Consider the following 11,050-nt stretch of genomic DNA (forward strand, 5'->3'; position numbering starts at 1 on the left):
GTCTCCTGGGCCAGGTCTTCAGCCTGATCCGGGTCCTGGCAAAGCGTTCTGGCGAATGCGCGCAAAAACGGCACAGCCTCAAGCAGCGCCGCCTCGAAGTCGTCGCGTGTCCGGCTCATGGCACCCCCTTTCGCAAGGAGAGAACGCGACACGGCGCAGCTGGTTCCGCAGATTTTTTGTTCCCGAAACGTTCTTGACTTTCGGGCGCGTTTCCGTCAGGATTTCACCATCTTGCGCAGACCGGCTCAGGTCTGTGCCGTCGCCGGATCGGGGTCCGCAGCAAGGCGGCGCTGGGATTCCTCGAACATGAAGCGGGCGAGGTCCGGTAGGTCGCCGGCGACCTCGGCATGGCCGTCGCAATCCGGGTCGGCGCAGGGGACGCCAGACGCGGCGGCCGCCTCGGCGAGGTCGTCCAGGCCAAGTTCGATCGGCTGTCCGCAGGCGCGGCAGCACAGTTGAACGATCCAGCTCCCCGCCATCCAACGCAACCCTATGACGATACCGCTGCAACCTGACGGGGCAGTGCTGAAGATGGCGTAAAGGCGCGCGCGGCCGAACGCGTCCGCCCGGATTTTCCGAACAGACAAGGAGAAGGTCATGACCGACGCGCGAGCGCGCGGCCGGGCGCCCGGGTGCGCCCCGGCGACTGGGACGGGCGCCACGAAGACCGGGCGGACGCGGCGCCGTGGACCTGGCGGGCAAGGTGTGCAGGTCCGCTATAGCGGCGACCTGGCCGAGGAGATCTGCGCGCGGCTGGCCGGCGGACAGCTGTGGGTGTCGATGGCTGGGACGACGGGGATGCCGGCCTACGGCGCGCTCTATGACTGGATGCGCAAACGTCCCGCGTTCGCCGAGGCGGTGGTGCAGGCGCGTGCGATCGCCAGGTCCTGGGGCGGCGAGACGGAACCGACGGTGATCGAGCCGAGCAACCTGGCTGAGCTGCACGAGGAGCCGCGCGATTTCCGCCGGCAGCTGGAGGCGCCCTCCCGCCAGCCGCGCCCGCCGGCCCATGCGGTGGCGGCGGACGGGAGCGTTCCGCAGCTGGAGTATGACCCGGCGCTGGTGGCGCGGATCTGCGAGGAGCTGGCGCGGGGCGAGACCTGGACGCAGCTCAGTGGCAGGAACGGCTTTCCGTCCTACCGCACGCTCTACAACTGGATGGCCTCGTATCCGGAAGCGGACGCGCTGGTGCGCGAGGCGCGGCGGATCGGGGCGGAGGCGAAGTTCGAGAAGGCGCTGGACGTGGCGATGGACAGCGTGCCGGCCAATGTGCAGTCCGACCGGCTGCGGGTCTCGACCCTGCTGCACCACGCCGAGCGGATCGACCCTGGGCGGTTCGGCGGCGGCAAGGGCGGCGAGGCGACGGTGCAGACCATCGTCATCAAGCGGTTCGAACGGGTTCGGGACGAGACCGGCCAGTCGGTCCTGCGGGTCATCGAGGACGTGCAGGACCTGGCGCCGTGAGCGGAGCGGACGCCAAGCCGAAGTTCTCCATCCCAAACGGCTGGGAGCCGCGCGAATACCAGCAGAGGCTGTGGGACTATCTGCAGGAAGGCGGGCGGCGCGCCGACGTCGCGGCGCATCGTCGGTGGGGCAAGGACGAGGTGGCCCTGAACTGGGCGGCGCAGGCGGCGATGGCGCGGCCCGGGGTCTACTGGCATCTCCTGCCGGAAGCGGCGCAGGCCAAGAAGGCGATCTGGGACGCGATCAATCCCCACACCGGCAGAAAGCGGATCGACGAGGCCTTCCCACGCGAGATCCGGCGGCGGCGGTGGGAGAAGGAGATGAAGATCCAGCTCGCCAACGGCTCGATCTGGCAGGTGGCGGGATCGGACAACTACAATTCCCTGGTCGGCTCGCCGCCGGTCGGGGTGGTGTTCTCGGAGTGGTCGCTGGCCAAGCCGGACGCCTGGACCTACCTGCGGCCGATCCTGGCGGAGAACGGCGGTTGGGCGCTGTTCCTGTGGACGCCGCGAGGGCTGAACCATGCGACGCGCAGCTTCGAGAGCCGGGCGGCGCGGCCGGACGAATGGCTGACCCTGCGTTCGCCGGCGACGCAGACCGACGTGTTCACGCCCGACCAGCTGGCGCGCGAGCGGACCGAACTGATCGCCGAGACGGGCTCGGTGGAAGAGGGCGAGGCGCGGTTCGCTTCGGAGTACCTGGTCGACTTCAACGCCGCGGTTCCGGGCAGCTATTACGGCGGCGCCCTGAAGGATGCGGACGGCGCAGGGCGGATCGGGCGCGTGCCGTTCGATCCGGCGCTGAAGGTCGACACCGCCTGGGACCTCGGCATCGACGACTATACGGCGATCTGGTTCTTCCAGCAGGTCGGGCGCGAGGTGCGGGCGATCGACTATTTCGAGACGAGTGGCGAGGGGCTGCAGGCTGTGGTGCGACAGGCGATCGCCGGCAAGCCTTATGTCTACGGCACCCACCACCTGCCGCACGACGTGATGGTACGCGAGCTCGGGGCCGCTGGGCGAAGCCGGTACGAGACTCTTTTCGGGCTGGGGGTGTCGCCGATCTCGGTCGGCGTCGCCATGGACCCGGAGGAGCGGATCAACGCCGGCCGGGCGCTGATCCCGATCACCTGGTTCGACGCCGAGCGCTGCGCCAAAGGGCTGGAACGCCTGCGGGCCTATCGCAAGCGCTGGAGCCGCGAGACGCGCAGCTATGGCGGGCCGCTGCACGACGGGGCGAGCCACGGGGCGGACGCGTTCGGCGAGTTCGCCGCGAACCGGATGGGGGCGGTGGAAGCGCGCGCCGCGCGGCGGACGCGCGAGGGCTTGGGATGGATGGGGTAGCGAGCGGGAGGGGGCGAGGTCTCGCCGCGTCTTCCAAGCCTCGCCGGCGTGCATGGATGGCCGGGACAGGCCGGCCATGACGAGCCCTTAGGGCGTCAGACCTTGAAGTCGAAAAGGCGGCCGGTGGTCTGGTTGGACTGGGGCGGGCGCGGCGCAGCAGCGGCTTCGGCGGCCTTCTGAGCGGCCTCGTCGCGGGCGAGCGTGACCGGGCGCACGGGGGGCACCGGGAAGAAGGTCACGGGTTGCACGTTCAGCGACATAGCCGTCGAAAGCTAGATGGCTCCGCTTAATGTGACGTTACCGCGTGCAACCCTGGCCGCCGGGTCCGCATTCTGGCGCCAGGACACACGAGGAGACAGCCAAATGAGTGGCGTTGGACTGATCATGGCGATCATCATCGGCATCCTGGCCGGGTGGATCGCCGAGAAGGTGATGCGGCGCAATCACGGGATCCTGACGAACCTTATCGTCGGCGTCGTGGGCGCCTTCCTGGGCGCGTTCATCGCCGGCGCCCTGGATATCGAGTTCGGCGGCATCGTCGGCAGCCTGCTGGTTTCGACGGCGGGCGCGATTCTGCTGCTGTTCCTGCTGGGCCTGTTCACCAGCCGTCGCCGCGCGCTGTAGGCGCCGGAACAGTCACGAATTGAGCCCCGCGCCCGCCGGCGCGGGGCTTTTTGCGTTGCGGCGCGGATTCCACGGGAACCTCAGGCGGCGCTTACGCCTTCCATCGCCGACGTGGCCGGCCGGCGGCCGCAGCCTCAGTTTCGGAGAGCCTAGATGACCTACACCGACCCCACCAATCCCGGGCTTGGCGACACCGGACTTGGCGACGCCGGAACAGGCGAGTCCGTGAACCCCGCCGCCGACGCGAAGTCGGCGGTGAAGAAGGAAGCGCAGAACTTCGCCGCGGCGGCGCAGCAGAAGGCGGCCGGCGAGATCGAAAAGCACAAGCAGACGGCGACCAACACCCTCGGCCAGGTGGCCGAGGCGATCCGACGGGCCGGCGACCAGCTGTCCGAAGGCGACGCCGCGCCGGTCAGCCGCTACGTCAGCCAGGCGGCCGATGGGATCGAGAACTTCACTCGCTCGCTGAGCGACATGCGGCCCGAGGAGATGGCCGACGCCGTGCGCGACTTCTCGCGCCGTAACCCGGCGGTGGTGCTGGCCGGCGCTGTGCTGGCGGGCGTGGCGCTCGGCCGGTTCCTGCGCAGCTCCGAACAGGCGACGGGCGCCGGCGAGCCGCAGCCTTACCTGCGCGGCGCCGGTGCGAGCGAGACCTGGCCGGAAACCACGCCTTACGAGGGCGGCGACACGGGCCTGGGGGCCGGCGAGGCGGACAGCGGCTCGGCCCTGGACGACACCGCCGACCGGACCCGGTTCACGACCGGAGCCTGATCCCATGGACATGTCCCCGCGCGAAGGCACGCGCTCCATCGCGGACCTGTTGTCGGCCCTGACCGGCGACGTCGCGACCCTGGTGCGCAAAGAGTCCGAACTGGTCCGCACCGAGGTCGGCGAAAAGCTCGGCCACGCCGGCAAGGCCGGCGGGAAACTGGCGGTGGGCGGCTCCCTGCTGCTCGGCGCCTTCCTGGTGCTGCTGCAGGCGGCGGTGATCCTGTTGTCGAAGGTCATGGATCCCTTCTGGGCATCGGTGATCGTCGGCGTGGCGGCCGGCGTCGGCGGGCTGCTGCTGGTGAAGGCGGCGGTGGCGATGCTGAAGCCGGAGAACCTGATGCCGACCCGCGCGGGCCGGCAGATCAAGCAGGACGCCGAACTGGTGAGGAGCAGCTGATGACGACGACGAAATCCGCGGCCGAGGTCGAGCTCGAGGTCGAGGCCTCGCGCCTGGAGCTGGAGCGCACCGTCGAGGCTTTGAAGGAAAAGATGGCGCCCAGCGAACTGTTCGGCGACGCCGGGCGGGCGATGGGTCAAGCAGGAAACAGGATCATGATGAAAGCAATTGATCAGGCTAAGGAAAATCCGATCCCGATGGCCCTGATCGGCCTGGGTCTCGCATGGCTTGCGACCAGCGGCGCGCGGCGGGCCTATTCGTCCGGTTCCTATTCGAGCGCCTACGGCGAGGCGGATTACTACGGCGAGGCGACGCGCGGCCCGTCGATCCGCTCGCGGGTGTCGGACAAGGCCCATTCGGCCGCTGACCGCGCCAGCGGCGCGGTCGCCGACGCCAAGACGCGGATCGGTGACGCCGCCGCCAGCGCCCGCGAGCAGGGCCGGCACGCGCTGGACGGTCTGTCCACGAAGGCCGGCCAGATCCGCGACCAGGCCGGCGTCTATGGTCAGAAGGTCAAGCGGCAGGCGGTGGACACCTTCGAATCCGAGCCGCTGCTGCTGACGGGCGTCGGTCTGGCGGTCGGGGTCGCGCTCGGCGCGGCGCTGCCGGCGACCCAGACCGAGCGGCGCTACATCGGCCCGACGCGCGACAAGCTGCTCGGCCGCGGCCGCGACCTGGCGCGCGAGCAGATCGACAGCGTCAAGGGCGTGGCGCAGTCGGCCTATGGCCGGGTCAAGGAAGAGCTTGGCCGTGAAGGCGACCTGGCCAGCCGGCTCGGCGGCGCCGCCAGCGCCGGCGCCCAGACGGTGCGGGACGGCCTGAAGTCGTCCGGCGGGGGCGACGGCCTGACCTCCACGCACTAAGACCCGATCCGCCCCAACCGGGGGACCGCCGGCAATATCTCGTTAAGCCTAACCGTGGCACGGTCGGGCTGAGGGATTCGGCGGTCCCTTTGGGGATTCTTGGGGCACATGGCGACCACGCGCTCTGCGCTGACGGAGGAGGACATCCGCACCCTCGTGCGCGGATCGACGCCGGATCAGCGGGCCGCCGCCGCCCAGAAACTTTGCCGCAACCTGACCGGGGCGCCGCTGAGCGACGCCGATCGTACGCTGGCAGCCGAGATCCTGCGGGTCATGGCGGCGGACGCGGCCGAGGTGGTGCGGCGCGCCCTGGCGGTGACGCTGCGCGACTCGCCCCTGGTGCCGCGGGACGTCGCGCTGAAGCTGGCGCGGGACGTCGAAAGCATCGCGCTGCCGATCCTCAACCTGTCGCCGGTGTTCACCGACGAGGACCTGGCGGAGATCGTGCGCCTGGGCGGGCCGGTGCGCCAGCTGGCCATCGCGCAGCGGCCGACGCTGTCGAGGAAAGTGACCGACGCCCTGGCCGAGCACGGCGGGGAAAAAGCGCTGGGCGCGGCCTGCGCCAACGACAACGCCGACTTCGCCGAGCGGGCCCTGCAGCGGGTGATCGACCGGTTCGAGACCTCCGAGAGCGTGCTGGCGGCGATGGCCTATCGCCAGGCCTTGCCGCCGTCGGTGACCGAGCGGCTGGTGAACCTGGTGGGCGAGAGCCTGCGGGACCACCTGCTCAGCCGCCAGGCGCTGCCGCCGCAGATGGCGCTGGAGATCGCGCTCGGGGCCACCGAGCGGGCGACGGTCGACCTGGTCGACCAGGCCGGGCGGACACCGGACGTCAAAGGCTTCGTCGCGCACCTGCATCAGAGCCAGCGGCTGACCGCCTCGCTGCTTCTGCGCGCCCTGGCGCAGGGGCACATGACCTTCTTCGAGTGGGGCGTAGCCGAGCTGTCCGGCGTGCCGCACCATCGCACCTGGCTGATGATCCACGACGCCGGGCCGCTGGGCCTTCGGGCGATCTACGAGCGGGCCGGGCTGCCGGCGCGGCTGTTCCCGGCGTTCCGGGCGGCGGTCGACACCTTCCATTCCATGGAGTTCGACGGCGGCGCGCAGGACCGCGAGCGCTTCCAGGAGCGGATGATGCAGCGCTTCCTTACCCAACCGCTGGCGGCGGCGCGGGAAGACGTGGCTTATCTGATGGACAAGATGGACCGGTTGGCGGCCGAGCGGCGCGAGGCGGACCGGGCGATCGCCTGAGGGGGCTCAGGCGCCGGTCTGGGCGACCCCGGCTTCGAGTTCGCGGACGAGGATCGAGCCGACCGGGTGGCTGTCGTCCTTGATGTCGTCGCGGACGGCGGCCTTGATGGTCTGGATGTGGGCGTCGACGAGGGGCAGGGGGGCGCTGAGGCGCTTGGGCCCGTCCTCAATCAGCCGGCAGAGCGAGCCGGCGATGCGGGTGATGATCGGAAAGCCGTAGGTGGCGCCGAGGCCCTTGAGGTCATGCGAGCGCAGGTAGAGCGCTTCCATGGTCTCGGCCGTGGCCCCGCGGGCGCGGACCTCCTGGTGTGCGGCGTCGAGCTTGTCGATCTCGTCCTGCAGCCACTGGGCGAAGTTGCCGGACAGGCTCTTCAGAGCCGCCTCGGCGCGCGCGATGGCGGAGGCGTCGATCGCGCCGATCCGGCCAAGAGTGGGGGCTGAGTTGCGCTGGGTCACGACGACGCTCCTGCCTTCCGGCCCGCCCTTTCAGCCGACCGACTTCAGCTTGAGCATAGGCAGGGGCCATTAACAGAGGATGAGTCGCAACCTCTTGTTGTCAGGCTGAGAACTGCTCGGCCAGGACGCGTTCCTCAAGACTGCGACCGGCGTCGAACAGCATGGTGAGGCCGACGTCGCGGTCTTCGGCCACCTCGACGCGGGCGACATCGCGGACTTCGAAGTTGTCGGCCACGGCGCTGACCGGGCGCTTGTCGGCTTCCAGCACCTCGACCAGCACGCAGGCGGTGTGGGAGAGCAGGGCCCCGCGCCAGCGCCGGGGGCGGAAGGCGCTGATCGGCGTCAGGGCCAGGGCCCGTGCGTCGAGGGGCACGATGGGACCGTGGGCCGACAGGTTGTAAGCGGTCGAACCGGCCGGAGTGGCGACCAGCACGCCGTCGCACGACAATTCGGGCAGGCGGATCTTGCCATCGACGGAGATGCGCAGCTTGGCGCTCTGGCGCGTCTGGCGCAGCAGGCTGACCTCGTTGATGGCGAGGCCCCGATGGACCTGGCCGCGGACGTCGGTGGCGGTCATCCGCAGGGGGTGAATCCGAGCCCGCTCGGCGGCGGCGATGCGCGCCAGGAGGTCGTCCTCGGCGTAGTCGTTCATCAGGAAACCGACGGAGCCGCGGTTCATGCCGTAGATCGGCCGGCCGGTCTCGAGGTGGCGATGCAGGGTCTCGAGCATGAAGCCGTCGCCGCCGAGGGCGACAACGACCTGGGCGTCGTCCTCCGACGCGTCGCCGTAGCGCCGGGCCAGTCGCTCGCGCGCCTCGATCGCCTCGGGGCGGTCGCTGGCGACGAAGGCCAGGCGGGTGATGTCGGCCGGTCCGGACATGGCGCAAGGAGAAGCGGTCAACGACCGCCCTTTGTCAAACGACGTTCAGATGGCGGCGGCGGCGCGCCGAAAGGCCGCGCCGGCGGCCTGCGGCGGGGTCGGGCCGAAGGCGTTGGCGGCGGCCATCGCCGCCTCGGCGCCGCCCGCCGGGCGCCCGCCATTGAGCTGGCGCACCAGGTTCAGGATCGTCGGGAAGACGCTGCGGTCGATGCCAACGGCGGCGCAGGCCAGGGCCAGGAGTTCCGGCTCGTCGGCTTCCAGGGCGAGGCGGATGTGGCGCGCATCGAAGCGGCCGAGCATGGCCAGCGCCGTCGAGAACAGCGACAGGCGCCCCTCGCGCAGCACGCGCACGAGATAGCCGGGCCTGAGTTGGCCGGCGGCGTGCAGCTTGTCGATGAGCTTGCGTTCCATTTCCTCGCGTTCGCCCTCGCGGGCGACGACGACGAGGCCCTCGCTGTCGGGCGGGGCGCCGGCGTGGACGTCGCGGATGGTGTCGGCGATCGCCTGGTCGAGCTCGCAGGTGTCGAGGCGGAAGCGCTCGGCGAGGTTGGCGCGCAGGGATTGGCCAACCCAGACGTAGAGCTGCAGGGCCAGCTCGGCGGTCAGGCGCGGGTGGCGCGACAGCGGCGTGCGCAGGGCGGCGACCTTGCGGGCGGCGGCGACCAGCTGGCGCAGCTCCGCGTCGTTGAGGTCGGCGGTGGTGTTGTTGGCGAGAGCGGTGAGGACCGCCGGCTCGGCCTGGTGGATGATCGCGGCCACGACGACGCCGCCGAGACGGGGGCGGCGGGCGACCTCAATCTGGTGCTCAATGGTCGCCTCGACCAGCAGGCGGACGAGGTCGTGGTCCTTGAGCACCGGGCTGGAGGCGATGATCGGCCGGGCGATCTCGATTTCGTCGAGGGCCAGGACATTGATCAGGGCGGACGGCGCCCAGGCGGCGGTGGACAGCCGCTCGGCGAGGCGGCGGCGGATGTCGCGCTCGGCCTCGACGACGAGGTTCATGAAGATCGAGGAGATCAGGTCCTGGACCTGCGGCCGGGCCACGGCGGCCGGCGATTCGGCGGCGGCGCAAAGGTCGACCACGGCCATCATCAGGCGCTCGCGGTCGCCCGCGGCGCGGCTCTTGGCCAGGTCCAGCAGGCCGTCCGTACTCAAAGCGGCGCTGCTCAAGGCGAGACCCACGCTTGACCTCTTGGTGTCGCTCGCAACGGGCGAGCATGGGAAGTCTTGAAGGACGCGCGTGAAAACATGCTTAAAGAACGGCAGGGCGACGCTTCGAGGGGACGATGGCCGAACCGCTGATCCTGGCTCTGGACCAGGGCACCACGAGCACCCGGGCGATCCTGTTCGACCGCAGCGGCCTGGCGCTGGCCGAGGCGGGACGGCCGCTGGCCCAGCACTATCCGGCCGACGGCTGGGTGGAGCACGACGCCGACGAGATCTTCGAGGCCAGCGTCGCGGTGCTGCGCGAGGCGGTGGCGAAGGCCGGCCGCCAGATGGCCGAGGTGACGGCGATCGGCGTCACCAACCAACGCGAGACGGTGGTGGTCTGGGAGAAGGCGACCGGTCGGCCGATCCACAAGGCGATCGTCTGGCAGGACCGGCGGACCGAGCCGTTGTGCGAGGCGCTGCGCAAGGCCGGGCGCGAGGCTGAGACGACGCAGGTCACCGGGCTGCTGCTCGATCCCTATTTCTCGGGGACAAAGATCCGCTGGCTGCTGGACGAGGTGGCCGGGGCTCGGGCGGCGGCCGAGCGCGGCGAGCTGCTGGCGGGGACGATCGACAGCTGGGTGATCTGGCGGCTGACCGGCGGCAAGGTCCATGCGACGGACGCGACCAACGCCTCGCGCACGCTGCTCTACGACATCCGGGCGGGGACGTGGTCGGGGGCGATGGCCGACATGCTCGGCGTGCCGCTGAGCCTGATGCCGCAGGTCAAGGACTGCGCTGCGGACTACGGCGAGACCGAGCCGGAGTTGCTGGGGCGGGCGATCCCGATCCGCGGCGTCGCCGGCGACCAGCAGGCCGCGCTGATGGGTCAGGGCTGCGTTCGGCCTGGCGAGATGAAGGCCACCTATGGCACCGGCTGCTTCCTGCTGGTCAACACCGGCGAGACGGCGCCGGTGTCGCGCGCCCGGCTGCTGACGACGGTGGCGGCCCGGGTCGGCGGGCGGACGACCTATGCGCTCGAAGGGGCGATCTTCATCGCCGGGGCGGCGATCCAGTGGGTGGAGCAGGGACTGGCGGTGGCCGGCGGGCCGCAGGCGGTCGAAGCCCTGGCGATGGGCGCGCGACCCGACCATGGCGTGATCATGGTGCCAGCCTTCACCGGGCTTGGCGCGCCGTGGTGGGACGCCGGGGCGCGCGGCGCGCTGTTCGGCCTGACGCGGGACACCGGACTGGCCGAGATCGCCCAGGCGGCGCTGGACGCCAGCGCGTTGCAGACCCGCGACCTCGTCGAAGCGATGCGCGCCGACGCGCCGGGGGCGTTCGCCAACGGCGTCGAGCTGCGGATCGACGGCGGCATGTCGCGCAGCCGGTGGTTCAGCCAGCGGCTCGCCGACCTGACCGGTCTGAAGGTCTGCCGGGCGACTTACCAGGAGACCACGGCGCTGGGGGCGGCGCTGTTCGCGGGACTTGGGGCCGGGGTCTACGAGTCCGTGGGGGCCGCGGCGGCAAGTCGGCCGGCTACGGAGGGATTCTCATCTGTGATTGCAGACGGGGCGCGGGAAGCGTCATATGCACGCTGGCTGGATGCGGTCGCTCGCGTTCGGACCTGAGCGACATTAAATAAAATTGAAGGGTTAGAGGCGTTTTCACGAGCTGTTGCAGCGTGGAAATGCAGAGCCATCCTTCTGTCACTCGACGAAGTGTATGGCGAGCCGATAAGAGACCACCGCTATTTTCCGGGATGGAGCACCCAGGTTTTGTTGAGGCGCCACTTCTTTCTCGTCGCAGCCCTGGTTGTGTTGGCTGTCATGGTGGTGTTCGGCGGCCTGAA

The 11,050-nt window shown here is 70.4% G+C and carries 13 protein-coding genes; 8 read left to right on the forward strand and 5 right to left on the reverse strand.

Annotation, left to right across the window (positions count from 1 at the left end; genetic code table 11):
* Positions 1-245: 245 nt before the first annotated feature.
* Positions 246-599: a hypothetical protein gene (locus ACILRF_RS10595; protein ID WP_395672654.1), complete on the reverse strand. Its 354-nt coding sequence runs from the start codon at positions 597-599 to the stop codon at positions 246-248.
* Between ACILRF_RS10595 and ACILRF_RS10600 the strand changes: the two genes are divergently transcribed.
* Positions 598-1,464, forward strand: a complete 867-nt coding sequence (locus ACILRF_RS10600) for a hypothetical protein (RefSeq protein ID WP_395672656.1) — start codon at positions 598-600, stop codon at positions 1,462-1,464. The genes ACILRF_RS10595 and ACILRF_RS10600 overlap by 2 nt on opposite strands.
* Positions 1,461-2,807, forward strand: a complete 1,347-nt coding sequence (locus ACILRF_RS10605; protein WP_395672658.1) for a hypothetical protein — start codon at positions 1,461-1,463, stop codon at positions 2,805-2,807. The genes ACILRF_RS10600 and ACILRF_RS10605 overlap by 4 nt, the downstream gene beginning before the upstream one ends.
* Before the next feature lie 95 nt (positions 2,808-2,902).
* Here ACILRF_RS10605 and ACILRF_RS10610 read toward each other — a convergent pair whose 3' ends face one another.
* Positions 2,903-3,046 (reverse strand): hypothetical protein, encoded by a 144-nt coding sequence (locus ACILRF_RS10610; RefSeq protein WP_395672660.1) that lies wholly within the window; start codon positions 3,044-3,046, stop codon positions 2,903-2,905.
* 124 nt (positions 3,047-3,170) lie between these two features.
* On the opposite strand from ACILRF_RS10610, the gene ACILRF_RS10615 reads away from it, so the two are divergent.
* The 5 genes from ACILRF_RS10615 to ACILRF_RS10635 all read left to right on the forward strand — a co-directional run bounded on the left by ACILRF_RS10615 (position 3,171) and on the right by ACILRF_RS10635 (position 6,713).
* The gene (locus tag ACILRF_RS10615; RefSeq protein WP_395672662.1) at positions 3,171-3,431 is read left to right on the forward strand and encodes a GlsB/YeaQ/YmgE family stress response membrane protein; all 261 of its coding nucleotides are present in this window, start codon (positions 3,171-3,173) and stop codon (positions 3,429-3,431) included.
* Between the two features lie 153 nt (positions 3,432-3,584).
* Positions 3,585-4,202 (forward strand): hypothetical protein, encoded by a 618-nt coding sequence (locus tag ACILRF_RS10620; protein ID WP_395672664.1) that lies wholly within the window; start codon positions 3,585-3,587, stop codon positions 4,200-4,202.
* 4 nt (positions 4,203-4,206) lie between these two features.
* On the forward strand, positions 4,207-4,599 hold the full coding sequence (locus ACILRF_RS10625) for a phage holin family protein (protein ID WP_395672666.1): 393 nt from the start codon (positions 4,207-4,209) through the stop codon (positions 4,597-4,599).
* Complete coding sequence (locus ACILRF_RS10630) at positions 4,599-5,462, forward strand: DUF3618 domain-containing protein (RefSeq protein ID WP_395672668.1); 864 nt, start codon at positions 4,599-4,601, stop codon at positions 5,460-5,462. The genes ACILRF_RS10625 and ACILRF_RS10630 overlap by 1 nt, the downstream gene beginning before the upstream one ends.
* A 108-nt stretch (positions 5,463-5,570) precedes the next feature.
* Positions 5,571-6,713: a DUF2336 domain-containing protein gene (locus tag ACILRF_RS10635; protein ID WP_395672670.1), complete on the forward strand. Its 1,143-nt coding sequence runs from the start codon at positions 5,571-5,573 to the stop codon at positions 6,711-6,713.
* A gap of 6 nt (positions 6,714-6,719) precedes the next feature.
* Here ACILRF_RS10635 and ACILRF_RS10640 read toward each other — a convergent pair whose 3' ends face one another.
* From ACILRF_RS10640 to ACILRF_RS10650, 3 genes are all read right to left on the reverse strand, one after another.
* Positions 6,720-7,169, reverse strand: coding sequence for an Hpt domain-containing protein (locus tag ACILRF_RS10640; protein WP_395672672.1), 450 nt, complete (start codon positions 7,167-7,169; stop codon positions 6,720-6,722).
* A 100-nt stretch (positions 7,170-7,269) separates the two neighbouring features.
* Positions 7,270-8,049, reverse strand: coding sequence for an NAD kinase (locus tag ACILRF_RS10645; protein WP_395672678.1), 780 nt, complete (start codon positions 8,047-8,049; stop codon positions 7,270-7,272).
* 45 nt (positions 8,050-8,094) lie between these two features.
* Positions 8,095-9,231 (reverse strand): DUF2336 domain-containing protein, encoded by a 1,137-nt coding sequence (locus tag ACILRF_RS10650; RefSeq protein ID WP_395672674.1) that lies wholly within the window; start codon positions 9,229-9,231, stop codon positions 8,095-8,097.
* Between the two features lie 104 nt (positions 9,232-9,335).
* On the opposite strand from ACILRF_RS10650, the gene glpK reads away from it, so the two are divergent.
* Positions 9,336-10,829 carry a glycerol kinase GlpK gene (glpK, locus tag ACILRF_RS10655; RefSeq protein WP_395672676.1) on the forward strand — a complete coding sequence of 498 codons (1,494 nt, stop codon included), beginning with the start codon at positions 9,336-9,338 and terminating at the stop codon, positions 10,827-10,829.
* The last annotated feature ends 221 nt before the right edge of the window (positions 10,830-11,050 follow it).

The sequence above is a fragment of the Phenylobacterium sp. genome (genome assembly GCF_044236515.1).
Lineage (GTDB): Bacteria > Pseudomonadota > Alphaproteobacteria > Caulobacterales > Caulobacteraceae > Phenylobacterium.

Bases quoted from the DNA above. Each gene is read 5' to 3' on its own strand.
- ACILRF_RS10600 (WP_395672656.1), top strand. From the start codon at position 598: ATGACCGACGCGCGAGCGCGCGGCCGGGCGCCCGGGTGCGCCCCGGCG.
- ACILRF_RS10595 (WP_395672654.1), bottom strand. From the start codon at position 599: ATGACCTTCTCCTTGTCTGTTCGGAAAATCCGGGCGGACGCGTTCGGC.
- ACILRF_RS10615 (WP_395672662.1), top strand. From the start codon at position 3,171: ATGAGTGGCGTTGGACTGATCATGGCGATCATCATCGGCATCCTGGCC.
- ACILRF_RS10620 (WP_395672664.1), top strand. From the start codon at position 3,585: ATGACCTACACCGACCCCACCAATCCCGGGCTTGGCGACACCGGACTT.
- ACILRF_RS10625 (WP_395672666.1), top strand. From the start codon at position 4,207: ATGGACATGTCCCCGCGCGAAGGCACGCGCTCCATCGCGGACCTGTTG.
- ACILRF_RS10630 (WP_395672668.1), top strand. From the start codon at position 4,599: ATGACGACGACGAAATCCGCGGCCGAGGTCGAGCTCGAGGTCGAGGCC.
- ACILRF_RS10635 (WP_395672670.1), top strand. From the start codon at position 5,571: ATGGCGACCACGCGCTCTGCGCTGACGGAGGAGGACATCCGCACCCTC.
- ACILRF_RS10645 (WP_395672678.1), bottom strand. From the start codon at position 8,049: ATGTCCGGACCGGCCGACATCACCCGCCTGGCCTTCGTCGCCAGCGAC.
- glpK (WP_395672676.1), top strand. From the start codon at position 9,336: ATGGCCGAACCGCTGATCCTGGCTCTGGACCAGGGCACCACGAGCACC.